Raw genomic sequence first — 25,047 nt, forward strand, 5'->3', positions numbered from 1 at the left:
CTGAGCGAAGTCGAAGCCTTCGCCACGCTCGGCCCGAACGGAAAAGAGGCTGTTGAACTGTTCATGGGAGAGGACGCATGATCCCCTTTGTCGATGCCCATATCCATCTGTGGGATCTCAATCATATCCGCTACGACTGGCTGAGCCCGCCCTTTTCGGACGATGGCCCCAACGGTAGCGTCGAGCCGATCGCCCGCAATTATGGCGTCGCCCAATATCGCGAAGACCTCGCCCGCTGGAACGTCATCGGCGCGGTCCATGTCGATGCCGGCGCCGCGGCGGAAAGCGCGCTGCGCGAGACCCAGTGGCTCGACACGCTCGCCGCCGTCGATGGCCTCCCCACCGGCTTCGTCGCCTTCGGCGCCCTCAACGACCCGGATGTCGATGCGCTGCTGGCCGCCCAGGCCGCCCATCCCCGCGTCAAGGGCATCCGCCATATCGTCAACTGGCATGCCGATCCCCAGCGCACCTATGGCCCGGTCGACCTCACCGTCGATCCGCAATGGCAGGCGGGCTATGGCCTGCTCGCCAAGCATGGCCTTTCCTTCGACCTGCAATGCTATCCGGGACAGATGCCGGGCCTCGTCCCGCTGATCGAGCGTCACCCGGACATCCCGGTCATCATCAACCATATGGGCATGCCGGTGCTGACCGATCCGGATGGCCTCAACGACTGGCGCCGGGGCATGAAGGCGCTCGCCGCGCTGCCCCATGTCGCGGTCAAGCTGTCGGGCATGGGCTTCATCCGCCGCGACTGGACCATGGCGGGCATCGCGCCGCTGGTGCATGAGGCGATCGACATGTTCGGCGTCGATCGTTGCGCCTTTGCCAGCGACACGCCGACCGACAAGCTGTTCGGCCCGATCGACCGCTACATGGAATCCTATCACGCCATCGTGTCGGATTTCCCCGAAGCCGATCGCCGCGCGATGTTCGCCGGCAACGCCAATCGCCTCTATCGTCTGGGACTTGCCCTATGACCCCCAATCCCCTGCTCGGCGTCCTCTTCCACTGGCTCGGCGGCTTTGCCTCGGCCAGCTTCTATGTCCCCTTCCGTGGCGTGAAGCGCTGGAACTGGGAGATTTTCTGGCTCACCGGCGGCATCTTCTCCTGGGTGATCGCGCCCTGGTTCTTCGCCTCGGTCCAGACCAATGACCTGATGGGCGTGATGGCCCAGGTGCCCTCGTCCGTGGTTGGCTGGTGCATCTTCTTTGGTTTTCTCTGGGGCTTTGGCGGCCTCACCTATGGCCTTACCATGCGCTATCTCGGCCTCTCGCTCGGCATGGCGGTGGTGCTGGGCCTCTGCACCGTCTTCGGCACGCTGATCCCGCCGATCTTCGACGGGACGTTCATGACCGAAATTGCCGGAACCCTGCACGGCCAGATCGTCCTGCTGGGCCTGGCCGTCACCGTGCTCGGCATCGTCGTCGTCGCCCGTGCCGGCGCCCGCAAGGATGCGGCGCTTTCGGCTGATCAGAAGGCCGCCGTCGTCGCCGAGTTCGATTTCAAGAAGGGCATCGCCGTCGCCATCTTCTCCGGCATCATGTCCTCCTGCTTCGCCTTCGGCCTTGCCGCCGGTGAGCCGGTCAAGGCGCTCTCGGCCGCCGCCGGCACCGGCCCGCTCTGGACCGGCCTGCCCGCTCTCTGCCTCGTCATGTTCGGCGGCCTCATCACCAACGCGCTCTGGTGCGGCTGGCTGATCGCCAGGAACAAGTCGGCGGGCCAGTGGGCCGGCGCACCAGACGCCAGCGGCCAGCGCCCGAAGCTGCTGCCCAATTTCCTGCTCTGCGCGGTGGCAGGCACGGCCTGGTATTTCCAGTTCTTCTTCTACACCATGGGTGAAAGCCAGATGGGCCGCTTCGGCTTCTCCAGCTGGACGCTGCACATGGCCTCGATCATCATCTTCGGCACCTGCTGGGGCTTTGCCTTCCGCGAATGGAAGGACGCCGCGCCGGCGGTCCGCCGCATGGTGTGGAGCGGGGTCGGCCTGCTGATCCTCGCCACCCTCATCATCGGCTATGGCAACAGGCTGGCCAGCTGATGCGCCGCTGGCTCGCCGCTCTGTTGCTGACGCTCGCCGCCCCGGTGGCGGCGGCCGATGCGCCGCTGCTGACATCGCATCTGCGCATCCATGACCCCTTCGTCGTGGCGGAACCGGCGAGCAAGACCTACTGGCTCTTCTCGAAGAATGACCCGGCCGTCACCGGTGATCCGCGCATCGGCATCATGGCCTATGCCAGCAGCGATCTCGCCCATTGGCAGACACCCAAACTGGTCTTCGCCCTGCCGAAGGACAGCTGGGCCGATGACGGCGGCTGGGCGCCGGAGGTGCATCGCTGGAAGGGGCGCTATTATCTCTTCGCCACCTTCCACAATGACAAGGCGGCAATCCCGGCCAGCGGCAAGCGCCCCAATTATCGCCGCGCCACCTTGCTGGCGGTGTCGGACCGGATCGATGGTCCTTACCAACTTATCCACAAGGGTGAGCCGGTCACTACGCCCAATGCCATGACGCTCGACGGCAGCCTCTATATCGACCCGGCCGGCAAGCCCTGGATGGTCTATGCCCATGAATGGCTGCAGATGGGCGTCGGCACGATGGAGGCGCTACCGCTCAAGGACGATCTCTCGCCCGCCGGCAAGCCGCAATTGCTGTTTCGCGCCAATGACGCCGACTGGGTGATCGGCCAGAAACAGCCCGAAGGGGACATGGGCTATGTCACCGACGGCCCCGAACTCTATCACACCAAGACCGGCACCCTGCTGATGCTCTGGTCCAGCTGGGGGAAGGGCGGTTATGTCCAGGCGCAGGCCCGCTCCAAATCCGGCACGATCGCCGGCCCGTGGGAACAGCTTGGGCCGCTCATCATGCAGGACAGCGGCCATGGCATGCTGTTCCACAGCTTCGATGGCAAGCTGATGCTGGTCCTCCACCGCCCGTTCAAGCGGGCGATCGCCAAATTCTACGAAATGCGCGACGCCGGCGATCGGCTGGAGGTCGTGCGCGAGGCCGTGGAACTGGATGGCGAAGCCTATCCCACCCATGGCTGCCCGATGGGAGTGTCCGATGCTCGCTGCTGATCTGGTCTGGCCGCTGCGCGATGCGCCAAGCGGCGCCTTCGCCCTGGAAGACGCCAATGCCGCGCCCGAACAGGCGATCGTCACTGCCGTCGATCGCCCGGTGCTGCTCGGCTATGCGCCTGAAAACCCCAATGGCCGCGCCATGCTCATCCTGGGTGGCGGCGGCTATGTCGCGCTGATGGCCGGACGGGAAGGGGTTCAGGTCGCGCGCTGGCTGACATCGCTCGGCTATCATGCGTTCGTCCTCATCCACCGCTTCCCCCATGCCGGCACCGGTCCCTCCGCGCCGCTCGACGATGCGCTCGCCGCGATGCGGATGATCCGTGCCTCCGATCTGGCGCCTGACGGCGTCGGCGTCGTCGGTCTTTCCTCGGGCGGCCATCTCGCCGCCTGCCTCGCCGCGCACTATCCGGCGGACTGGGGCGATGTCGCGCCGCAGCGGCCCGATGTCCTGGTCATCGGCTATGCGCCCATCTCCACCAATGCCAAAGGGCGCACCATCGTCGCCGACAAGCCGCCGCTGCCGCCGGTGGAAAAGCAGGCGCTCTACGACGTGCTTCAGCCGGACGCGCAACTATTGGCCGGCCCGCCGCCGGCCTTCATCGTCTATGCCGGCAATGATCCGGTAGTGCCGGTCGAAAACGCCCATCGCCTGGGTCGCGCCTGGCAGGATGCGGGTGGCAACGCGGAGCTGCACATCTTTGCCGACGCCCCCCATGGCTTCGCGCTCGACACGCCGGATCAGCCCGTATCGCTATGGCCGCGCCTGTGCGAAGCCTGGCTCAGGCAGGTCGGCTTCCTGTAAACTTCGCTGTCACCTTCCGGCAATTCTAATGCCGTGAGGGCACGGCATCCGACTGGCGCCGAATCAACTGATAATCCAGCTTCACCCGGCCCAGCGCCTCTTCGCCGGCGCCATCGTCCTGGCTGCTGAAATGGGCGCCCAGCAGGCCGATCGCCTCGCGCGCCATGTCGCGGATCGGCTGGCGGATCGTCGTCAGCGCCGGCCAGATCGCGCTCGCCAGCGGCGTGTCGTCGAAACCGCAGATGGTGATGTCGCCCGGCACGTTGATCCGCCGCTGATGCGCCACCGTGATCGCCGCCGCCGCCATATCGTCATTGCAGGCAAAGATGGCGCTCGGCGGCGTGTCGAGGCTCAGCAACTGCTCGGCCGCGTCCAGCCCCGATCGATAGGAAAAGTCGCCCGGCACGATCCAGCGCTCGTCCAGCCTTATCCCCCGGTCGGCCAGGCAGTCGCGAAAACCCTGCAGGCGCCGGGCGCTGGCGCGGTGGCGGATATTGCCGGAGATGAAGCCGATCTGCCGATGGCCAAGGTCGATGAGGTGCCGGGTCAGGTCATAGGCGGCATGGCGGTCGTCGGTCCCCACCGCCAGCATGCCGGGCACATCCCCATCGGGCGCGATGCCGACCACGGCGATGTCGCGCGCCTGCAATGCCTCGACCAGTTCGGCCCAGTCGCACAGCGGCGGCGGCAGGATGACGCCGGCGACATGCGCCTTCGACACCTGGTCGACGATCTCCTTGGCAAAGGCGCCGGGCGCGCATTGCTCGACGACCAGATGCAGATGGCGCTGCGGCGCTTCGCCCAGCGCGCCGAGCAGCAGCTCGCCCAGATAGGCCGATGTCGTCGAATTGCTGTGCAGCAACGCCACCCGCCGGTCGGCGCTGCCCACCAGCGCGCGCGCCGACGCATTGGGCACATAGCCCAGATCCTTGACCGCCTGCTCGACCGCCTGTTGCGACTTGGCGCTGACCAGCGCCTTGCCGTTGATCGCGCGCGACGCGGTCATCATCGACACGCCGGCACGGGCGGCGACCTCGCGGATCGTGGGCGGCTTCTTCTTCGCGGCTTTCTGCATCACCTGACGTCCTAGCCGGTTTTCCCGACAAGGAAAATCGCGGCGATCAGGGCTTTAGTCGTATATGCGCCGGCGCATCGCGATCGACGCTGACGATCCCGTCCTTCTCGGTCAGTTCGGCGATCTGCAGCACCGACCGCCGTTTCCAGTCGGGATTGGCCTTGGCTTCATCCTCGCCCTCCTGATGGACGAAATAGATGATATAGGCGCGGTCGCCCGACACGATGATATCGGGATGCTGGCCCTTGGCCCGGTCGGTCGGCGCCTTGCCCGGCGTCGCCAATATATAGTCCGGCTGGCGCGTCCAGTGCGTCCCGTCGTCGGAGCGCATCACCAGCAGCCCCTTCCACGCGTCGGAGATCAGCCAATATTTCCCCTTCCAGCGAAACGCCTTGGGCCCTTCGCCCGGCGTGTCGGTCAGCCGGTCCTTGACGCTCCAGTGAATGAGGTCGCTGCTGTCGGCGGTGCGGATCGCCTTATTCATCCGCTCGTCATTGAAGAACAGCCGATAGCCGCCGCCCGGTAACGCCAATACGCTGGCATCGATCACTCGGTCGGAGCCGAGGTCGAGCCGCTCACCACAGGTCCAGCTCTTGAGGTCCGGGCTGGTCAGATGGACGATGAAGCGCGGCGCATTCCAGTCGCGATAGACGCCCGGCACCACCGTCAGCCACATATGCCACTGGCCTTCCAGCCACTGCACTTCGGGCGCCCACAGCGTCTCGCCGGTGCAACTGGTCGGGATCGTCGCGGTGCCGCTGTAGCGCCACTTCGCGCCATCCTTCGACCGCGCCGTGCCGATCGCCGTGCCATGGACCCAGCGGACATCCTTGGCGTCCTCCATGGGCAGGTCGGCGCGGCGATTGGTGTAGAACATCACCCATTCGCCGCTCTTGCGATCATAGACGGTCGACGCATCGGCCGCGCCATCATGTACCGGATCGCGCAGCAGCGGCTTGGGCGCCACCGGCCCGCTCGCGGCGGCGGCCATCAACAGCAGCGACGCGATCATTTGAACAGCCTCAGGTCGAATGCATCGGCCATGACGCGGAAGCCTTCGTCATTGGGGTGCAGCGCGTCGCCGACATCATAGGGTTTGGCCATGCGCGACGGATCGGCCGGATCGGCCACCGCCCTGGCCAGATCGACGAAGCCGTCGGCCTCCTTGGTTGTGCGGATCCAGTCATTGACGGCGATACGCACCGCATCGCCCTCCGCGCTCCAATAGCCCGCGCCCTTATAGGGCAGGATGGTTGCCAAAATGACCTTGATATTGCGGTCATGCGCTCGCGCGATCATCTGGCGATAGGCGCCGATGACGGTCTGCGGCGTCAGCATTGGGCGCTTGTCGCGCGCCGCCCCGCCCAGGTCATTCACCCCTTCCAGGATGACGACATGGGTGACGCCCGGCACCGCCAGCACATCGCTGTCGAACCGGGCCAGTGCATTATAGCCATCCGCCTCGCTCAGCAGCCGGTTGGCGCTGATCCCGGCATTGGCGACGCCGACGCTCTTGCGACCCGCCTTCTGCAGCCGCTCGGCCAGCAGGTCGGGCCAGCGCCGGTTGCTGTCGGGGGTGGCGCGCACGCCGTCGGTGATGGAATCGCCCAGCGTCACGATCGCCGTGCCGCGCTTGGCATTGTCGACCTCGACCGCGGAAATCACCACGCGCGGCCCGATGACGGTCGGGCTGGTCAGCGTCTGCGCACCGGTCTGGTCGCCCGGCGCGGTCCAGGTCGTCGCCGCCGAATAGCTGTGGACGGTCGCATCCGCCGCGCCCTGCGGCAAATGGATGGAAATGCTGATCCGGGTCAGCGGCTTGACCGCCAGGTCGATCGGATCGCTCAGCAATGGCGCGCGCGCGGGAATGGTCGCACCCTGCGCCTGGTTGAAGGTCACGACATGGTCGCTGCCCGGCACGATCGCGCCATTCTCGCCGGCCAGCGCGACATGCACGCTGCCCACCAGCAGCGGATTGACCGACATTTCGTTCGACAGGCGGATGCGGATGCGCTGCCCGCCGCTCGACAGGCGCACCACCTGGCGGACGGTGCGGTCGTTGAGGTCGGGATGCTTTTCGGGCGGGGCACGGTTGATCAAAGGCGCCGCCATCCAGCTGCGCGACCAATATTGGGCCTGCGCCGGCGTCGCGGCGACCATCGCCAGCAGCGCCGCACCCAACAGCATCCTCTTCGCCATGCCTCTCCCTTTCTTATTGCGCGACCGGGTTGCGGCCCCACAGCTGGTCATAGCGCCAGCCCGACAGATCCTCGACCACTTCCGCCGCGACCGGCGATGTCGGCGTGCGCGCGCCGCTGCGCAGATGCTCGATCTCGCGCATCAATATGTCGTGCGTCGCCGGGCTCAGGCGGAATTTGGTCGACACCCAGATGCCCAGCCCCAGGCAGCCGACCGTGCCGACGCCCAGCAGTAGCGCCATGGTCAGGATCGCGCCATGGCTCTGTTCCGCTGCGCCCGACACGAAGCCGCCGGCCTGCATGATGAAGCCCACGCCCGCGACGGCGGCCGCCTGCGTCGCCTTGCGCACGAAGGTCATGACCCCGGCAAAGCTGCCCTCGCGACGCTGGCCGGTCACGATCTCGTCGACATCGGCCATGTAATTATAGGTCGCCCAGGGAATATAGTTGAGCGCGCCGCGGCCCAGGCCGCACAGAATGATCGGTAGCCAGATCCACGGGCTGGTCGCCGGCACGCCCGCAAACCACAGGCTGATCAGCGTCAGGCAGCCGACCGCGAAGTCGGCGGCGGCGACCTGATAGGCCTTGGCCGGGGACGCCCGCAGCGCCAGGTTGATGGCGATGATCACGGCCACGAACTGGACGATATACATGGTGCCCAGCAGGCCCGATGCGATCGCCGTCGATCCGGCCAGCGCGAAGATCACGAAGAAGGTGAAGGCCGCATTGAAGATGTCCTGGCTGATATAGCCACCCAGATACATGCCCAGATGCAGGCGGAAGGCGCGGATGCGCATGGTGGAAAACAGGTTGCGGTAGAGCGCCTTCAACGCCTGTCCCGGCCCGCCCGCGCCGACCGGATGCTGGCCGATCGCCTCGGCCGATCCGGGCAGGTGCCGTTCCCAGCTGAACAGATAGAGCAGCCCCGCCGTCACCATGAACAGGGCGGCAAAGATGATGCCCATGTAGAAGAAGGTGTCGGCGCTGTCGCGGCCCAGCGCGTTGATCAGCCACAGCGGCAGGAAGCCGGCCAGGATTGCCGATGCCTGGCCGAATAGGATGCGCGACCCGGCGAACTTCGCCTTGGTGCGATAGTCGGTCGACATTTCCGCCGCCAGCGTCTCGAACGGAATGATCTCCATCGCATAGACCAGCTCGAACAGCACATAGCTGACCAGATAATACCAGAAGCCCTGACCCGGCAGCCACATCAATGCAAAGCTTGGCAGCAGCGGGATCGCGGCCAGGATGAAGAAGCGGCGGCGGCCGAACTTGCGGCCCAGCCAGGTGCCGCCGAAATGGTCGGAAATATAACCGATCATCGGCGAGGCGAAGGCGTCCAGGATGCGCGCGACGGCAAAGATGGTCGCCGCCTGCCCGGCGCTAAGGCCACAGAATTGCGTGTAGAAGATCAGCACCCAGCCGGAAATGACCGCCATCGATCCCGCGCCCAGCACGTCGTTGGAGCCATAGGCGAGGTAATTTTGCAGGCGGACGGGACGCGCGGTGGATGGGGCAGTCTCGGGCAATTCAGGTCCTCCGCCTAGGGCAATGATCGGCGCTTGGGCTCTTGTTCTGACGCGCGCGGGCATATGAGATATATGCCACATAGTGAACGGCTATCACACGATATGAGACTAATGCAAGCCGCGATCGGCCTTTTCTGCGGTCGCCGGCACGAAGCGGACTGCCTCGATCAGCACGCCGGGATCGGCACGTTCCAGCGTTACGACATGGCTCCCGCCGCTCAATCGTTGCGTTAACGTCATGGTCGCCCGATTGTCCAGCACCCCCATCGCCCAGTCGCGACTGCCGGTCTCGCGCCGACTCTCCAGCGCCTGCGTCACGCCATCGATGCCGACGGTCAGGCGCAGCGCATCGCCATCCTTGTCGGCATAGGTCGGCAGGATATCCACAAGCGCGGTCCATTCGCCCGGTGGCAGGTCGATCGTCGCGCGGCTCCCCCCGGCCTTGGTGCCCGGCGCCAGCATCGCGCCATGACGACCCAACCCCTCCACGCGCGTCCATCCGGCGAATCGGTCCGGCGTCAGCAGCGGCAGGGCAGGGGCGGCTGGCTGCGCCTTCGCCGGCCCGGCCGGCGGCGCCAGCGCATCGACCGGCGGCAGGATCACCGGCGTCTGGCGATAGCTGCGCCATTGCCCGTCTGCCGGCTCAACCGCCATGATTCCGCGCCATTTTCCGCCCGCCAGTTCGCGGTTATAATAGGTCGTCAGCCTGTCAATTTCGCTGTCCGCTTCATGCGCGATCCTCCCGCGCCGCGTCGCCTCGGCCAGGTCGCTGTCGCGCAGCCGGTCATGCGCCTCGGCGGAAAAGAAACGCCGGTTGGCCGCCGCCGATGCCCGCACCGGATAGGCCAGCAATTCGTAGAAGGCGTCCCGCCGCTCGACCGGGATCGCCGGTTCCACTTTCGTCAGCGCCGTCTCCATCGCCGCAAACGCCGCCAGCCGTTGATCCGCCTCGCCAATGCTCAGCGGGCTTTGCCGATACTTATCCACAGGCAGATTCCACTGCAGATGCTCGGGCCGCCGGGTGAAATTCAGCCGATGATAATCGCGCAAAATCCCCGCGATGGCGGGTGCCTGCGCGGCATCGACATTCTCCGCCGCCCAGTCTTCCACAAACTTATCCACAGGCTTTGCCCGCACCTTATCCACAGCCCAGGCGAGGCTCAGAAAATAGTCGGTGGCCAGCTCCGCCGGCTTCAAATCGCCGACATTGGCGACCCAGACCTGCCGTGCGCCCGCATCCCAGGCGCGGCCCATTTCCTCCCGGATCAGCGCGGGCGGGGTTGTGGATAACCATAGGTAAGAGAGCGGCGCACCCAGATAGGAGAGATGATAATAGACGCCCGACCCGCCCTTGCGCGCCCGCTCGGCGGCATCGGGGAAGTGGCGGATATAGCCGAAATTATCGTCCGGCCACATCAGCGTCACATCGTCGGGCACCTTGAGGCCCGCGCGATAGACGTCCAGCACTTCCTTATAGGGCGTGAAGACCTGCGGCGCTTCGGCCGCACCGGCCCTGGCCAGCATCGCCCGCTGGTCGGCAAAGATGCGCTCCAGCGTGGCGCGCCGTTCCTCGACCGTCTTGGGCCCCACCATGCCACTGTCATGGATGCCGCGCATCCCCAGTGTCCAGATGCTCTCATAGCGGGCGTTGCTGCGCACCCGCGCATCCCAATAGCGCCGCACCCCGTCGGGGTTTTTGAGATAATCGAAATCCTCGGCCGGGGCGGTCCATTCGCCGACATTGTTGCGCAGCATCGGCTCGGCATGGCTCGACCCCATGATGATGGCATAGCGATCGGCCAGCGCCGCATTGGCCGGGTCGGCATTGAAGGGTGTCGTCATCTTGTGCATCGCCGGCCACAGCAGATTGGCCTTCAGCCGCAGCAGCAGCTCGAAAACCTGTGCATAAGTCTTCGGGCCCAACGGCTTCTCGCCGGGCGCGTGGGTGCCCGCCGCCCAGGGCACCAGCCCCCAATCTTCGTCATTCAAGAATATGCCGCGATATTTGACCGAAGGCGGTCCGAACTGCCGGGCATCCCTGGCGACATAGAGCGCATCGCGATGCAGCGGCGTCACATCCGCCCACCAGTGCCAGGGCGACACGCCGATCGCGCGCGACAGTTCATAGGCGCCATAGGCGGTGCCACGCCGGTCGCTGCCGATGATCAGCAGCGCGCGGGCCACGCCGGGCGCCGGCCGCTCGACCGGCAGGATCAGGAAGCTCTCCCACGCGCCCTTCAGCTTCGCGACATCGATCCGCTTGTCCGCCACCAGCTGGTCGATCGCTTCACTGTGGCCCAGCGTGCCGATCCACACCTGCGCCGCGCCGCCCTCGGCCGCGCCAGTGACCCGGCCAATATCCTGCTTCAGGTCATCGGCGGCGATCCGCACCACGGCGTCGTCGGCCGGATCGGAGACGATCCGCGCCGCCTGTCCCTGCGCCACCAGCGGGAAATCCCCCCGCTGCGCCACCGACCGCACCCAGTCCGCCGCCTGCGCCGGCGTCGCGCCAAGCAGCAGCAGCGCCAGCCACCAGCGCATCAGAAACGCACCATGTCGACCGTGTCGATCCGCCGGTCCGGCAAATCGCGGATCGCGCTGCTGCGAAAGCCGGTCACATGCTCCAGCCGGAAGGCGCCCGCGCCGCCCGGCATCTTCAGATAAGACCCGTCAAACCCCTCGACATGTTTCAGCCAGAAGGCGGGCCGCGCATCCGCCGTCCGTGTCCGCACATCGACATGGCTCAGATCCACGTTGCGGGCGTTGCGGATGAAGAAGCCGCTTGCCGGCAACGGCCCGAACCGGTCGGGATCGGGATAATCCTCTTCCTTCGCCGGTGGATCGATCGCTGCCATCGCCGCGTCGCCACCGCCCGGCTGGTCGATGAAGATATTGCTGATCTGGACGTCCTCGACCGGATGGCCGGCCACGCCCGCGATGATCGACGGCAGCATCGACCCGCTCTGGCAGGTCACATTGTCGATCAGCACCCGCCGCATCGATCCCACCGCCGCGCCGGCCGGCCCGCGCATCCGCCGGCCGAGCCGCAGGAAGAGGGCCGGGCTGTGACAGCCGCGCATGGCGATGTTGCTGATCGTCACATCCTCCATCACCGCGCCGTCCACCGTTTCCAGCGCCAGCCCCCAGCATTGGTCGCACACGCAATTGCTGATCGTGATATTCTTGAACCCGCCATTGCTTTCGGTGCCGCACTTGATCCGGCCCAGCAGCCAGGTGTCGCGATTGCGCGCCAGCGGCCGGAACGTCCCGTCCAGCAGCGTGCCGACGACATAGGAGCCACTGACATGGCAATTGGTGATGGTCACATTCTCGGTCGCACGGGGATAGCCCAGCGCATAGCTGGACTTGGGCACGATCGCGTCGTCATAGGGGGTGTTGAGCGTGCAGTTGCTGACCCGCACATTGCGGCAGCAGTCGATGTCGAACCCGTCGCGGTTGGTGTCGACGGTGAGGTTGTCGATCAGCAGATTGTCGACCCCGGTAGCCAGCAGCGCGAAATGCCCGCCCTCCAGGATCGAAAAATCGCGCAACGCGACATTGCGGCAGTTCTTGAGCGCGATCGCCTTGTTGCCGACGCCGGGCAGTTCGGCGGCCGGCCGATCCTTGTCGGGATGGCCCCTGCTCAGCCCCTTGCCCCAGATCAGCCCGTCGCCGCAGATCGCGATATCATGCAGCCCCTCGCCATGGATCAGGCTGTTGCGCCAGTGATTATGGCCATAATCCTGATAGGGCGCGATCGCTGGATCCTGCGGCTCGGCCGCATCATAGCCGCCATTGGGAAGGCCCGTCAGCGGCACCGATGCGGCCAGCAGGGTGGCACCCCGGTCCAGCCACAGGGTGATGTTGCTCTTCAGGTGAATGGTATAGCTGGCATAGCGGCCGGGCGGCACATAGACGGTCCCGCCGCCGCGCTCTGCGGCAAAGGCGATCGCCCGGTCGATCGCGGGGCTGTCGATATGGCTACCATCGCCCTTCGCGCCGAAATCGCGAACATTCACTATGCCCTGCGGCAGGGCGCGGCCGAAAGCGGGCAGTGCCGCCAGCATGGATATGCCGGCGGCACCTTTCAGCAGGAAACGGCGATCGAACGGTCCTTCCATTTACCCCTCGATCCCCGTTTCCCGTGACTCAGATATAGGTGCGCAGGAACTCGCCGAGTGCGCACATGGCCAGGCTCTGGCCATAGGGCATGGAGGTGAGCGCGATGTCCTTGTAGAACTGCATCGTGTCGCCCATCGCCGTGCCGAAGCTCACCTGCTGCAGCTCGCCGGTCTCGTCGATATTGGCGAGCACGCCGCGCACCGCCTTGATGCCGACTGCTTCATAATGGCGGGGCAGATAGCCCTTCCGCACGGCCTTCAGGATGCCATAGGCAAAGCCGGCGGTGGCCGATGCTTCCAGATAGCTGGTGGGATCGACGATCAGCGTGTGCCACAGGCCGGTCTCGGCGTCCTGCGTCTCGGCCAGGGTCTTCACCTGGGCGGCCAGCGTGTCGATCAGGAAGGTGCGGAAGAAATCGCCTTCCTTCAGGTCCAGGATCTCGATGATCTCGGGGATGGCGATCGTCACCCAGCAATTGCCGCGCGCCCATAGCGCTTCGGCGAAATTGTGGCGACCGTTGAAGTCCCAGCCGTGGAACCACAGGCCGGTCTTCGTATCATAGAGATATTTGATATGGACCAGGAACTGGCGCTTGGCTTCCTCGACATAGGCCGGGCGATCCAGCAGCAGGCCGATCTTGGCCAGCGGCAGCACCGACATCATCAGCGTGTCGTCCCACATCTCGCCGGGATTCACGTCATTATAGACGATGTGCTGGAACCCGCCTTCTTCGGTCTTGGGCAGGCCGTCGGCCGCCATCAGCCATTCGGCCCAGACGTCCAGATAGGGGATGTAGCGCGGGTCGGGCTCATATTCATACAGATAGGCCAGCGTGATGAACGGGGCCATCGTGTTGATATTCTTGGTCGGCGTGCCTTCGGCAAAGCGATCCTCGAACCACTGCTTGATGATGCCCAGCGCCTTCTGGTCGCCGGTCTGCTCGAAATAGCGCCACATGCCGAACAGGCCGACGCCATGGGTCCATTCCCATCCGGCCCAGCCCTTGGTGTCGATGATGCGGCCATCTTCCAGATGGAGCAGGAATTCGCCTGTCTCGTCCTTGATATTGACGAGATTGTCCATCAGCCGGTCGATGGATTCGACGACCTGCTGGCGCGGTACATCATGGGTGAGAGCGGCCACTTACTTGGTCTCCTTGAGGTCTGAAGGTGCGTTTGGCGCGGTCACCATCTGCACCGGCAGACCGCCTTTCACATTGCGTAGGGTGACGAGGCGCACGGTTTCGAGCGCATCGCCCGGCTGACCGTCGGATGTGACGGCCAGCGCGACATGGTTCTGGCCCCTGTGGTTCAGGATGCCTTCGGGAATGGGGAAGGTCCGCTGCGGCCCGACATGGGCGATGAACTGCCCCATGTTCCAGCCGTTGACGAAGACCAGCACACGGTAACGGACCGGCGAACGCGGCTTGCTGGCGTCGCCGAAGCTCAGGCCAATGGTCGCGTCCTGCCCCTTGGGGACGTTGAGGGCAAAGCTGGTGCGATACCAGCTCGTCCCGGCCGTCGCCTGGGTCGCGGGCACGCCGGCCTTGGCCCATCCGGCATCGTTGAAGCCGGGCAGATGCCAGCCCATCCGCTCGCCATAAAGGCCGCCATTGTTCGCGGGACCACGGGCGACATCGGGCAGATCCTCGCCGCCCTGCTTGCCCTGGATCTTCCAGTTGATCGGCACGGCGAAGCTGCGCCCGCTCGGGCCGCCTTCCAGCGATGCGGACACCAGGCCGCGCGCTTCCTTGTGGAAATCGTCGCTGTCCAGATCCCAATTATGACCATTGTTGCGGACCATGACGGAGAGGACATGCTCGCCCGCCGCCTGCGCCTCCGCCGGCAGGGTGAAGCGTGCCGTGCCGGTGGTGATCGGCCGGGGCAGGCCGCCGGGCGTTTCGCCTTCGCCCAGGAACTTGCCGTCGACCCAGGCCTGCACCAGCCCCGAACCGCCCGCGCCATAATAAAGCGACAGCGCCTTGGCATCGGGCGACCCGGTGAAGCGACCGCGATACCAGACATCGCCATCATGGAAGCCATAGGCGTCCATCAGCATATTGGGCTGGCCATCGGGCTTGGCGGTGGTGCTGGCATAGGATCGGTTGTCGATCGTCTGCCAACTGCTGTCGTCGAAACCGGGCTGCGCTTCGGGCGAACCCTGCGCCATGCGCCAGTCGTTGAGCGCCGGCAGCGCGACATCGGCCGGGCCGGCAAGCGGCTGGACGGCGGCGATACTGCCGATGGCTGTCGCCTTCGTCGTCACCTTCGCGCCGTTCCAGCTGACCGAGCGGACCGCCTTGGGCGCCCAGATTTCGAGCAGGCTGGCTGCACTCGTGTCACCGGTCAGCGCCAGCGAACCGCCCTTGGCAAGGCCGCTGCGCACCAGCGCCGGCCCGCGCACCAGCATGTCCTTCTCGCGCCAGTAGCGCGCGCCCTCGGCCTCGTCGGCCAGGATCAGGGTCAGTGGCGGACGCCCGCCGCCCTCGATCCGCACCACGGCGCGGCCCTGATGGCTGTAATCCAGCTTCAGGTCGCCCTTGGCCGCATCGAACGCGCTGCTCGCCTGGCCTTCCAGCACCGTCACCTTGGGCGCGGAAGCGTAGCGCAGCACCGTCTCGCCCGCCTCGCCGGCGCGGCCATAGAGCAGGATCAGGTCGTTGCCGTCGATCTGCTGCGCCGACTGGAGTTCGGAACTGGAATAGACCAGCCGCTGCCCGCCCAGCGTGACGCCGGCGACCAGCCATTTGGCGTCAAAGCCATTAAGCTGCATCGGCACGGTATAGCGGCCATCGGGCAGGTCGGCGGTGAAGCTGAAACTGTCGCTGGTCTGCCCGTTGGACGGCTTGTGCGTCACCATCAGGAAGCGCGCGTCCGTTTCCGGGCTCTTGTTGTGATAGACCTGGATATTGGGCGAGCTGATCTCCGGCGTCCCGGCCGGGATCATGCCGGCCATGTCGGGGACGGAGGCGATCAGGCCGCCCAGCTGCTTCATCTCCAGCGCCTTTTCGCGCACCTCGCGCGGCTCGGAAATGGCGGAGCCATAGTCATAGCTGCTGAACACCACCGGCGCGGGCAGCCAGCCCCAGCTGGTGCCGCCATAGCCCATGTAGAAGCTCTGGATGCCGATGCCATTGGCCAGGTTCGTGCCATAGAAGACGCGCTGGAACCGCTTGCCACGCTGGATCGCGTTGCACTCATAGCCGCCGTTCGATCCCCAATAGTCGAACCAGCCGCCACCGAATTCGGCCAGGAATCCAGGCGTGTCGGGCGAGGCGGACGCACCGCCCTTGGCCCCGCCGGGACCATAATAGCCCCAGTCGGGCGCGGCCGACCCGCGCGTCGGCTTGCCGTCCACGGTACAGGTGCCGCCGGGATAGCCATCGAACGCATACATGTCGTTCGGGCCATGGACGACCTTCTCGACCTTGCTGCTTTCGGGCGCCCAATAGCCGTTGCGACCCTGGTCGTTGTGGAACAGCGGCACGGTGATGCCGTCGGCCCGTGCCTTGGCATAGAGATGATCCATGTAGCGCCGCTGGGCCGGCGTGGTCATCGCCAGCTCATTCTCGATCTGGTGCAGGATCACGCCATATTTGCGGCTCGGGTCATTGTTGATCTGGTGCTTGGCGATGATCGCGTTGACCTTGGTCAGCCATTCGTCGGCCGCCGCCATATAATCGGGATCGTCGGTACGGGCGCGGGCGCGTTGGTTGACCAGCCAACCGGGAAAGCCGCCGCGCGACAGTTCCGCATTCACATAGGGGCCGGCGCGGGTGATGACGTAGAGGCCTTCCTCCTCCGCTTGTGTCAGCAGCCGATCGATGTCGCGAATGCCGCTGAAATCATACACGCCCTTTTTCGGGCTGTGGAAACCCCAGTCGAAATAGACGGCGACGCTGTTGAAGCCGCTCGCCTTCATCTTCTGGAGGATGTCGCGCCACAGATCGGGCGAGGGCAGGCGGAAATGGTGGAATTCCGACGACCAGATCACCATCCGCTTGCCGTCGATCATCAGCGATCGTGCGTCATAGGAGACGCGGCCGAACGTCTTGACCGGCGCGGAGAGATTGGCGGTCGGCTTGGCCTGCTGCGCGAGCGCAGGCGTGGCCAGCATGGTGCCAAGGGCGAGGGCGGCGATGAAGCTACGCATGGATGTCAGCCTGTCCCTGCACTCAATCCATGTGGAACAGCAGCGACAGCGGCCATTCCTTGGGCTGGTTGCTCGGCTGCACCTCCATCAGCGGCGCCATATAGTCCCACCAGCGCTTCATCACCGGATGGTCGGGCAGGCTGTCTCGGCGATTGTCCTCGCGCAGCTTCAGCACCGCGAACAGGCTCAGCGTCTCTTCGTCCAGGAAGATCGAATAATCATGGATGCCCGACTCGGTCAGCAGCGCCGACAGCTCGGGCCAGATATCGTCATGGCGCTTGCGATATTCCGCGACCACGCCGGGCTTGAGCTGCATCTTGAAGGCGTGGACGGACATCGGCTCTCCCCTGCGAACCATATTATGGAACTCGAAACCGATATTTGGGTAACATCGTCCCACATGTTCGTCAAATGCTAAGAATGGGTGGGACGATGTCCGTTTCAGCGCGCCAGGATCGGGCTGTTGCGGATCGTCAGGCCCGCCACATCGTCGAACAGCGCCGGTGGCCGCGCGTCGGGCGTCGCCGTCTCGGCCGTAAAGCGCTGAATCGTCAGTCGCTCGGCATGGCGCGCCCATAGCGCCCAACTGGGCAGCACGCCGAACATGCTGGGTTCGGGATAGGCGTCGGCCAGTTCGGCGGGCCTGCGCGCCGCATCCTGCGCGGTGCCGCCACCCTGATAGACCAGATGTACGTCGCGCAGCGTCACGTCGCGCACCGGATGGCCCGGCAGGCCGGCAATGCTCGCGGCAAATCTATGGTCGATCCCGCGCGCATCCACCTCGCTGATCTCCACGCCGGTGATCGCGCCGATGCCGGTGCCGTCCGGCCCGCGCCGCCGGTCGCCGATACGCAGGAAGATCGGCGCGGTCGTCACCTCGCGCATGGTCAGCCGCTGCGCGACGATATTCTCCATGACCCCGCCGTCGACCGTCTCCAGCGCCAGCCCGCGGCAGCGGGTGAAGCGGCAATCCTCGATCCGGATATTGCGATATCCGCCATTGCTCTCGGTGCCGAGCTTGATCCGGCCGGTGACCCGATCCTGGTCGGGCGCGATCTGCTGCGTGCTACGCTTCGTGCCGTCCAGCATCGATCCCATGTCATAGCCGGACACGTCGCAGTCGCGGATCAGGATATTTTCCGACGCGATCGCGCTGCCCAGCGCATAGCTGCTCTTGACGACGATGCCGTCGTCATTGGGCGAATTGACCCGGCAGCGTTCCACCACCACGTCGCGCACGCAGTCGAGGTCGATACCGTCGCGTTCGGTGTCGATCGCCAGATTGTCGATGCGCAATTGCTGCGTGCCGGTCGCGATGATCGCAAAATGCCCGCCCTTCAGGATCGAAAAGCCGCTCAAATGAATGTCGCGGCCGTTCTTCAGCGCGATCGCCTTGTTGCCAAGGCCGTTCATCTTCGCGGCATCGGGTTCCAGTTCGGCAATCTGCGCGTCGCTCATCCCGCGCATCGACAGCGGCCGTTCGCCCGCCTGCTTCTTCCAGCGCGCGCCCGGTCCGTCGCGGGTCAGGCCCAGGCCATGGATCATGCCGGGGCCAAGAATCGCAACCTCGACCAGATCCTCGCCCCAGATCAGGCTGTTGTGCCAATGGCTATGGCCGAAATCCTGATAAAGCTGGTCGATCCCTGTCTCGGGCAGGTCATAGCGTCCGGCATGGCGCGCGGGATCGGCCGCCTCGATCACCGCGCCTTCGCCGATGACCAGGGTGACATGGCTCTTCAGCCGAATCGAGAAGCAGAGATAGCGGCCCCGCGGCAGCAGCACGGTGCCGCCACCTGCCTGCGATGCGGCCAGGATCGCCGCATTGATCGCATCGCTGTCGATCGCGATGCCGTCGCCCCGCGCGCCATGGTCGCGCACGTCAAACCGTCGCGCCGCATGACCGGCAAAGGGGAAAGCGGCGCCGGGTGCCAGCAGCGCGCCGGCGGCCAGACCCAGGCTGATTTCGCGCCGGCTCATCATCAGCATGCCTCAGTTACCCGCCGGACGCACATCGCTATGCGCCCGGCTCGGCACGATCGCCACCTGCGCGGCGCTCGGCGGTTGGGCCGGCATAAAGGGTGCCGCGACGATATGGGGCGCCAGTTCGGGAATCTGTGCCCTGATCCGCTCGGCCACCGCGCTCGCCAGCAGCCAAGCGCCATAATTATCATGATGGGTCTTGTCCTTGCCGCCATCATTGAAGGCGGTGGGCGCGATCTGCGGCCCCAGCGCTTCGTAGATGGCACGGCTGTCGGCATTGAGGTCGATCAGCGGCACCTGTTCCTCGGCCGCCAGCTTGCGCACCGCATCGGCATAGCTGCCCAGCGTATCCTTGATGCGGCCGCTCTCGTCGAAATTGCGCCGTTCGGGGGACGTCACCAGCGCCGCATGGGCGCCGCGGCGCCGCACCTCGGCGATATAGGCGCGCAGATAGGCGGGGTAGGTGGTGGCCGCATCGGCATAGGTTTGCGGCCATTCCTGCTTCTGGTCATTATGGCCGAACTGGATGAACAGCCAGTCACCCGGCTTCACCGCCGACAGCAGCTTGTCGAAGCGCAGGTCGGTGAGGAAGGATTTGAGCGTCGCACCCGACTTGGCATGGTTGGCGACCGCGATACTGCCGTCCAGCATTACGGGCAGCATCTGGCCCCAACTCGCCGCCGGCTCGGCCGCCTGATCGGTGACGGTCGAATCGCCGGCGAGGAAGATGGTCGGTGCGCTCACCGGCTCGATCGTCACCGAAGCGATCTGCGGCTTGCCCAGAAATTCCAGCGTCAGCCGGTCGTCCCACGTATATTCGCGCGCATCGCCCGCAGTGATCCGCACGGCCGTTCCGCCCGGTGCATTGGCGGGCGGCGGCGGCAGGGCAGGGCTGCGGACATTGACCAGGAACCGCCGCTCGACGAACTGCCCCTTCTTGGTCGCGACATTGCGCAGCATCAGCCGCCGCGCCTCCGCCTTGACCGTGGTGTCGCCGGCTGTCTTGCGGTTGCCCAGCGTCAGCGTCACCCGATAGGTGCCGTCGGGCACGGCCACCGAAAACAGGAAATCGCCGTCCGTGCTGCCCGGCTCCATGCCATGGCCGCCGGCCTGATAGGGCGTCTGCCGTGTGGCACTGCCAGACGACAGGTCGAACGACTGCGGCGCCGCGATGGAGGATCCTGCCATCAGGATTAGGGCAAGGCTGGTGCTGAGCGGCATGACGCAAACATCCTGAGCGAGACAAATAGGGGAGCGCGCCAAGACGCGCTCCCCCAAGAAAACCGCCCGTGCAGAGGCGGAAGCAGGAATCCGGTCGCGATCACGATGGGATCGGTCTCATAAATTGATAGCATGATCCATATATAGGGAAAAAATTCCGGTCAATCCCTCCCTGCATCCAATGCGATCAGCGTCATGGTGATCCACAGTGTGGAACTTGCGATCATATTATGATTTTTATGGAAATGTCGTGAAATATAATATAGTGTGACACAAAATTTCACATAGTGGGAATGCTGGCGAGGGCCGGCACATTGGGGAGGAAGTCATGATCGAGCATTACAGCCGTATTGCGTCCGCGCGCCGTTCGTCGGTGATCGCGCTGGCCGTCGCCATGATGGCGGGCGCGCCGGCCTTTGCGCAGGACCAGGCGCCGCAGGCACAGCCCGACCAGGAAAATGCCGACATCGTCGTCACCGGCTTCCGCGCCTCGCTCAACAGCGCGCTCAGCATGAAGCGGCAGGAAGCCGCCGCGATCGACTCGATCGTCGCCGAAGATATCGGCAAGTTCCCCGACTCCAACCTTGCCGAATCGATGCAGCGCGTGCCGGGCATCGCGCTCCAGCGCGGCGACGGCGGCGAAGGCCGCAACATCTCGGTCCGCGGCCTTGGCCCGGCCTTCACCCGCACCCGCATCAACGGCATGGAAGGCACGTCGCAGACCGGTTCGTCGGACATTTACGGCGCCGGCAACAATGGCCGCAGCTTCGACTTCAACGTCTTCCCGACCGAAATCTTCTCGGCCCTGTCGGTGCGCAAGACGCCCTCGGCCGATGTCGAGGAAGGTTCGCTCGGGGCGACGGTCGATCTGAGCGCGCCCAAGCCGATGGAGCAGAAGGAGGATTTCGTCCTCTCGATGACCGCGCGCGGCGTCTATAACGAACTGTCGAAGGAGGTCGATCCGCGTGCCTCGCTGCTGGTATCGAAGAAGTTCGGCGACAGCGGCTTCGGCATCCTCGGCTCGGTCGCCTATCAGAAGCGCCATATCCGCGAAGTCGGCTATTCGGCGGTGGACATCCTGTCGGCCAATACCAATGGCGGTTTCTGCTCGCCGGTCGGCTTCGCGCCGCAGAACCCGGCCGACAATGCTGCCAAGGGCGCCGATGCGCTCAATTGCTCGACCGGCAATCCGCGCACCAGCACCAGCGCCGCCTATCAGGCCATCTATGATCTGCGTCGCGACGACCTGCCCAATACGCCGGGCAGCGGGGCCTTCCTGCCGCGCATTCCGCGCTACCTCAATTCGGAACAGAATCAGGAACGGATCGGCGGGTCGCTGACCCTGCAGTTCAACCCCGACGACGATACCGACATCTCGCTCGACATGCTCTATTCACGGTTCGAGGTGACCCGGCGCGACAATTATATCGCCGCCATATCCTTCGCCCGCTCGGCCGCCAATAACGGTCAGCCGATGACCTCCGTGCGCGATATCGAGTTCGACGAAAATGGCTCGCTGCTCCAAGGCGTGTTCGATGGCGTCGATGTCCGTTCCGAAGGACTGGTCGACCATTTTGTCTCGACCTTCAAGCAGGCCAACCTTAACTTCCGCCGTCGCCTCAACGACAGTCTGGAACTGACCGGGATCGTCGGCTTCAACCGCTCCATCTGGGATGGCAAGAAGCGTCTGCAGACCTTCATGGACGCGATCGACACCGATGGTTTCTCGATCGACTACAGCAAGGGCGGCACCACCCCGACCTTGGGCTTCGGCATCGACGTCAATGACCCCGCCAGCTTCAACTATGCGCCGGGCCGCGCCGACGGCACCGTGCTGGGCGGCTTCAGCTATCAGGGCAAGCCGTCGAAGAACACCACTGACAATATGACCGCCGACATCAACCTCAAATGGACGGTCAGCGACGCCTTCTCGATCAAGGGCGGCGCGCAATATCGACGCAGCAATTTCCTCTCGACCTTCCTAAGGCCGTATAATGCCGATACCGTGGTGCGGGCGCTGCCGGCCGGCACGACGCTGGCCGATATCACCACCACCATCACCGGCGTCGACAAGCTGTGGGGCCATGGCGCCCCGTCCAGCTGGGCGGCGATCGATCCCGACAAATGGGCCGACACCTTCGGCTTTGACGATGTCCGTTACTGCGGCGTCGAATGTGGCGGCGGCCGCAGCCGCGTGCGCGAAGAGGTCATGAGCAGCTATCTCATGGCCAATTTCGACCTCAGCGATGCGATCGGCTTCGGCATTCGCGGTGACGTCGGCGTGCGCTACGTCAAGACCGACATGCTGTCGTCGGGTTATATCGCCGTGGCTCAGGCCAGCTCGCCGACGGGTCTGACCGGCCAGTTCGCGGCCGCCAGCAACAGCTATGACGATTGGCTGCCCTCGGCGAACATCGTCGTCGAACCGGTCGAGAATGTCCTGGTCCGCTTCTCTGGTGCTAAGGTCATGGCCCGTCCGGAACTCGGCCTGCTGACCCCGACCAGCGGCGTCAATCCGGTCACCCGCGTCGGTAATGTCAACAACCCGTTCCTCGACCCGATCCGCGCCAACACCTTCGACGTCGCGGTCGAATGGTATTTCCGCCCCGGCTCGCTGCTCTCGGCCGCCTTCTTCTACAAGGACATCAAGAGCTTCATCCAGAATGTGAACAGCCAGATCCCGTTCAACCAGCTCGGCCTTCCCAACGCCCTGCTGGAAAACAGCAACACCTTGCCGGATGAGCTGTTCACCGTGTCGCAGCCGTTCAACACGCCGGGCGGCAAGCTCAAGGGCATCGAGCTCAATGCCCAGATCCCCTTCACCTTCCTCGACGGCTTCTTCAGCAATTTCGGCGTGCTGGCCAACTACACCCATGTCACGTCGAAGATCGACTATATCCTCGCCAGCGTGAACGGCGTGCCGACCGTGACGACCACGGCGGACCTGGTCGGCCTGTCGCCGAACACCGCGTCGGGCACGCTCTATTATGAGGATGACAAATTCTCGATCCGCACCACCGGCAACTTCCGCGACAAGTTCATCCGCGGCATTCCGGCCTCGCCGGGCAGCGACCTTCAGGGCAATGCCAAGACCTTCTACATGGATGCGTCGGCCAGCTACAATGTCACCGATCGCCTGAAGATCATCGTAGAGGCGCAGAATCTGACCGACGAGCAGAACCGCCTCTATATCGACAGCCAGCGTCAGGACACGCTGTTCGAAACCCGCATCGGTCGCACCTTCACCTTCGGCGTGACCTACCGGATGTAATTTCCCAGTCCTCCCCAACCTCAAAGGGCGCGGTTACCATTGGTAACTGCGCCCATTTTCTTATCCGGGAGGTCAGGAAACTCAGCGCTGGCCGCTGAAGCCCACCGCGGCGCTGATCTGTTCGGCCGACTTCATCACCTGCTCGGCCAGCGCCGGGCGGACATCGTCGGTCAGATAATGGGCCGCGCTCGCGATCGAGATGGCGACGCAGATCTGCCCCTTGGCATCGCGCACCGGCACCGCGATCGACCGCACGCCATCGCCCAGTTCGCTGTCGTGCAGCACCTCGCCGCGCGCCTTGTGGATGCGCATTTCTGCAATATAGGCGTCGATCTGCTTGCGGCTGGCCTCGCCGCCCTTGGCCTCGACATAGAGCCGTTCCCAGGTCGCTTCATCCTCGTCCAGCAGCAGCGCCTTGCCCAGGCCGGTCTCGGCGACCGGACGACGATCGCCCGGCGCGGTCGCGACGCGCAGCCGCTGGTTGCCGGTCACCCGGTCCAGATGGCGCGACCAGTCGCCCTCGCGCTTGCCCACGAACACGCAGAAGCCGGTCTTTTCCGACAGCAATTCCATGAACGGGCGGGCGACGCGGACATAGTCGATCTGCTCGGTCGCCAGCACGCCCAGCTGCAACAGCTTGGGGCCGAGCGCGAAGCCGTTGCGCGTCACCGCCAGATAGTCGCGCGATTTCAGCGCCTGCACCAGCCGGTGCGCGGTGGTCTTGCTCATGCCCAGCTTGCGGGCCAGATCGGCAGCGCGGATCGGCCCGTCGATCACCTCGTCCATGATATCGAGCGCGCGCATCAGCGTCTGCGTGCCCTTAACGCCCTGTTCCTGCTTCTCTTCGCCATCTTGCATATGTTTTTTCGCTTCCTGTTTTCGTCCCATATATAGGGTCGTCCCACATATCGGAAACGAATTTCGCAATGATGGAGCGAAGATCGCGGCCGGCCCAAAAAGATAAGGGCCCGCCGATCGAAATCGGCGGGCCCATAGCCGTCAGTCGCGACCCGACGGGGATCAATATTGGACGGTAACGGTCACTGCGCGGCGGTTCTGCGCCCAGCTTGCCTCGTCCGAACCCAGAGCTGCCGGCCGTTCCTTGCCATAGCTCACGGTGTTGATGCGGCTGGGCGAAATGCCCAGCGATGCGAGATAATTTTTGGCAGCATTGGCGCGACGGTCGCCCAGCGCGATATTGTAATCGCGGGTGCCGCGTTCGTCGGCATGGCCTTCGATGGTGATGCGGACATTGGGGTTCTGCTGCAGCCAGGCGGCCTGGCTCTGCAGCGTCGCCTGATCCTCGGCATCGACATCATATTGGTCGAGGCCAAAGAAGATGCGGTCGGACGAAACCGACGCGACGAAATCTTCCTGGCTGCCCTTGACCGGGCCGGTCTGGCCGACCGGACCGCCCGTCTGGGTCGTGTCGCTGCCACCCGGCGCCGGCGGCAGTTCGGCCGGCGGCTTCTTCGAACAGGCGGCGAGGGCCAGGACGGCGGTTGCCATGAGCAGGGGCCGGGTGATCTTCATCGGGGTCTCCTAAGGATATCGCCAAGCTGCCACCCGGACGGGCAACAGCATGGTTGGTAAAAATCGTTACGCTGTCAAGA

General features: G+C 65.0%; 18 protein-coding genes. 5 read left to right on the top strand and 13 right to left on the bottom strand.

The window, feature by feature from the left end; all coding sequences use genetic code 11:
- Positions 1-77: 77 nt before the first annotated feature.
- From VHN57_RS21480 to VHN57_RS21495, 4 genes are read left to right on the top strand one after another with little or no spacing between them, the layout of a single operon-like run.
- Positions 78-980 (top strand): amidohydrolase family protein, encoded by a 903-nt coding sequence (locus VHN57_RS21480; RefSeq protein ID WP_423285343.1) that lies wholly within the window; start codon positions 78-80, stop codon positions 978-980.
- On the top strand, positions 977-2,041 hold the full coding sequence (gene rhaT, locus VHN57_RS21485) for an L-rhamnose/proton symporter RhaT (protein WP_423285345.1): 1,065 nt from the start codon (positions 977-979) through the stop codon (positions 2,039-2,041). Before VHN57_RS21480 ends, rhaT begins: the two co-directional genes overlap by 4 nt.
- Entirely contained in the window at positions 2,041-3,081 is a 1,041-nt protein-coding gene (locus tag VHN57_RS21490) for a glycoside hydrolase family 43 protein (protein ID WP_423285347.1), read from the top strand. The genes rhaT and VHN57_RS21490 overlap by 1 nt, the downstream gene beginning before the upstream one ends.
- Positions 3,068-3,886, top strand: a complete 819-nt coding sequence (locus VHN57_RS21495; RefSeq protein ID WP_423285349.1) for an alpha/beta hydrolase — start codon at positions 3,068-3,070, stop codon at positions 3,884-3,886. The genes VHN57_RS21490 and VHN57_RS21495 overlap by 14 nt, the downstream gene beginning before the upstream one ends.
- A gap of 25 nt (positions 3,887-3,911) precedes the next feature.
- Here VHN57_RS21495 and VHN57_RS21500 read toward each other — a convergent pair whose 3' ends face one another.
- The 11 genes from VHN57_RS21500 to VHN57_RS21550 all read right to left on the bottom strand — a co-directional run bounded on the left by VHN57_RS21500 (position 3,912) and on the right by VHN57_RS21550 (position 20,163).
- Positions 3,912-4,961, bottom strand: a complete 1,050-nt coding sequence (locus tag VHN57_RS21500) for a LacI family DNA-binding transcriptional regulator (RefSeq protein WP_004209352.1) — start codon at positions 4,959-4,961, stop codon at positions 3,912-3,914.
- Positions 4,962-5,007: 46 nt separating this feature from the next.
- On the bottom strand, positions 5,008-5,973 hold the full coding sequence (locus VHN57_RS21505; RefSeq protein ID WP_125987959.1) for a glycoside hydrolase family protein: 966 nt from the start codon (positions 5,971-5,973) through the stop codon (positions 5,008-5,010).
- On the bottom strand, positions 5,970-7,160 hold the full coding sequence (locus tag VHN57_RS21510) for an SGNH/GDSL hydrolase family protein (protein ID WP_069338796.1): 1,191 nt from the start codon (positions 7,158-7,160) through the stop codon (positions 5,970-5,972). The genes VHN57_RS21505 and VHN57_RS21510 overlap by 4 nt, the downstream gene beginning before the upstream one ends.
- 13 nt (positions 7,161-7,173) lie before the next feature.
- Positions 7,174-8,688: an MFS transporter gene (locus tag VHN57_RS21515; RefSeq protein ID WP_423285352.1), complete on the bottom strand. Its 1,515-nt coding sequence runs from the start codon at positions 8,686-8,688 to the stop codon at positions 7,174-7,176.
- Between the two features lie 108 nt (positions 8,689-8,796).
- Entirely contained in the window at positions 8,797-11,229 is a 2,433-nt protein-coding gene (locus VHN57_RS21520; protein ID WP_423285354.1) for a glycosyl hydrolase 115 family protein, read from the bottom strand.
- A complete protein-coding gene (locus VHN57_RS21525; protein WP_423285356.1) occupies positions 11,229-12,809 on the bottom strand; it encodes a rhamnogalacturonidase in 1,581 nt (526 codons plus the stop codon). Before VHN57_RS21525 ends, VHN57_RS21520 begins: the two co-directional genes overlap by 1 nt.
- Before the next feature lie 28 nt (positions 12,810-12,837).
- On the bottom strand, positions 12,838-13,953 hold the full coding sequence (bglB, locus tag VHN57_RS21530) for a beta-galactosidase BglB (protein ID WP_017500975.1): 1,116 nt from the start codon (positions 13,951-13,953) through the stop codon (positions 12,838-12,840).
- Complete coding sequence (locus VHN57_RS21535) at positions 13,954-16,962, bottom strand: glycoside hydrolase family 35 protein (RefSeq protein ID WP_423285358.1); 3,009 nt, start codon at positions 16,960-16,962, stop codon at positions 13,954-13,956.
- Positions 16,963-16,984: 22 nt separating this feature from the next.
- Complete coding sequence (locus VHN57_RS21540; RefSeq protein ID WP_423285360.1) at positions 16,985-17,299, bottom strand: L-rhamnose mutarotase; 315 nt, start codon at positions 17,297-17,299, stop codon at positions 16,985-16,987.
- A 104-nt stretch (positions 17,300-17,403) separates the two neighbouring features.
- Positions 17,404-18,939 (bottom strand): rhamnogalacturonidase, encoded by a 1,536-nt coding sequence (locus tag VHN57_RS21545; RefSeq protein WP_423286084.1) that lies wholly within the window; start codon positions 18,937-18,939, stop codon positions 17,404-17,406.
- 12 nt (positions 18,940-18,951) lie between these two features.
- Positions 18,952-20,163, bottom strand: coding sequence for a rhamnogalacturonan acetylesterase (locus VHN57_RS21550; RefSeq protein WP_423285362.1), 1,212 nt, complete (start codon positions 20,161-20,163; stop codon positions 18,952-18,954).
- A 328-nt stretch (positions 20,164-20,491) separates the two neighbouring features.
- On the opposite strand from VHN57_RS21550, the gene VHN57_RS21555 reads away from it, so the two are divergent.
- A complete protein-coding gene (locus VHN57_RS21555; protein ID WP_423285364.1) occupies positions 20,492-23,434 on the top strand; it encodes a TonB-dependent receptor in 2,943 nt (980 codons plus the stop codon).
- 81 nt (positions 23,435-23,515) lie between these two features.
- Here VHN57_RS21555 and VHN57_RS21560 read toward each other — a convergent pair whose 3' ends face one another.
- Positions 23,516-24,292 carry an IclR family transcriptional regulator gene (locus VHN57_RS21560; RefSeq protein WP_125987977.1) on the bottom strand — a complete coding sequence of 259 codons (777 nt, stop codon included), beginning with the start codon at positions 24,290-24,292 and terminating at the stop codon, positions 23,516-23,518.
- 162 nt (positions 24,293-24,454) lie between these two features.
- Positions 24,455-24,967 (bottom strand): peptidoglycan-associated lipoprotein Pal, encoded by a 513-nt coding sequence (gene pal, locus VHN57_RS21565; RefSeq protein WP_004209366.1) that lies wholly within the window; start codon positions 24,965-24,967, stop codon positions 24,455-24,457.
- Positions 24,968-25,047: the final 80 nt, after the last annotated feature.

The sequence above is a fragment of the Sphingobium salicis subsp. salicis genome (assembly GCF_049472635.1).
GTDB classification, from domain to species: Bacteria; Pseudomonadota; Alphaproteobacteria; order Sphingomonadales; family Sphingomonadaceae; genus Sphingobium; species Sphingobium yanoikuyae_A.

Bases quoted from the DNA above. Each gene is read 5' to 3' on its own strand.
- VHN57_RS21535 (WP_423285358.1), bottom strand. From the start codon at position 16,962: ATGCGTAGCTTCATCGCCGCCCTCGCCCTTGGCACCATGCTGGCCACG.
- VHN57_RS21505 (WP_125987959.1), bottom strand. From the start codon at position 5,973: ATGATCGCGTCGCTGCTGTTGATGGCCGCCGCCGCGAGCGGGCCGGTG.
- VHN57_RS21480 (WP_423285343.1), top strand. From the start codon at position 78: ATGATCCCCTTTGTCGATGCCCATATCCATCTGTGGGATCTCAATCAT.
- VHN57_RS21490 (WP_423285347.1), top strand. From the start codon at position 2,041: ATGCGCCGCTGGCTCGCCGCTCTGTTGCTGACGCTCGCCGCCCCGGTG.
- VHN57_RS21550 (WP_423285362.1), bottom strand. From the start codon at position 20,163: ATGCCGCTCAGCACCAGCCTTGCCCTAATCCTGATGGCAGGATCCTCC.
- VHN57_RS21540 (WP_423285360.1), bottom strand. From the start codon at position 17,299: ATGTCCGTCCACGCCTTCAAGATGCAGCTCAAGCCCGGCGTGGTCGCG.
- VHN57_RS21545 (WP_423286084.1), bottom strand. From the start codon at position 18,939: ATGAGCCGGCGCGAAATCAGCCTGGGTCTGGCCGCCGGCGCGCTGCTG.
- VHN57_RS21500 (WP_004209352.1), bottom strand. From the start codon at position 4,961: ATGCAGAAAGCCGCGAAGAAGAAGCCGCCCACGATCCGCGAGGTCGCC.
- VHN57_RS21495 (WP_423285349.1), top strand. From the start codon at position 3,068: ATGCTCGCTGCTGATCTGGTCTGGCCGCTGCGCGATGCGCCAAGCGGC.
- VHN57_RS21560 (WP_125987977.1), bottom strand. From the start codon at position 24,292: ATGCAAGATGGCGAAGAGAAGCAGGAACAGGGCGTTAAGGGCACGCAG.
- VHN57_RS21555 (WP_423285364.1), top strand. From the start codon at position 20,492: ATGATCGAGCATTACAGCCGTATTGCGTCCGCGCGCCGTTCGTCGGTG.
- rhaT (WP_423285345.1), top strand. From the start codon at position 977: ATGACCCCCAATCCCCTGCTCGGCGTCCTCTTCCACTGGCTCGGCGGC.
- pal (WP_004209366.1), bottom strand. From the start codon at position 24,967: ATGAAGATCACCCGGCCCCTGCTCATGGCAACCGCCGTCCTGGCCCTC.
- VHN57_RS21510 (WP_069338796.1), bottom strand. From the start codon at position 7,160: ATGGCGAAGAGGATGCTGTTGGGTGCGGCGCTGCTGGCGATGGTCGCC.
- VHN57_RS21525 (WP_423285356.1), bottom strand. From the start codon at position 12,809: ATGGAAGGACCGTTCGATCGCCGTTTCCTGCTGAAAGGTGCCGCCGGC.
- VHN57_RS21520 (WP_423285354.1), bottom strand. From the start codon at position 11,229: ATGCGCTGGTGGCTGGCGCTGCTGCTGCTTGGCGCGACGCCGGCGCAG.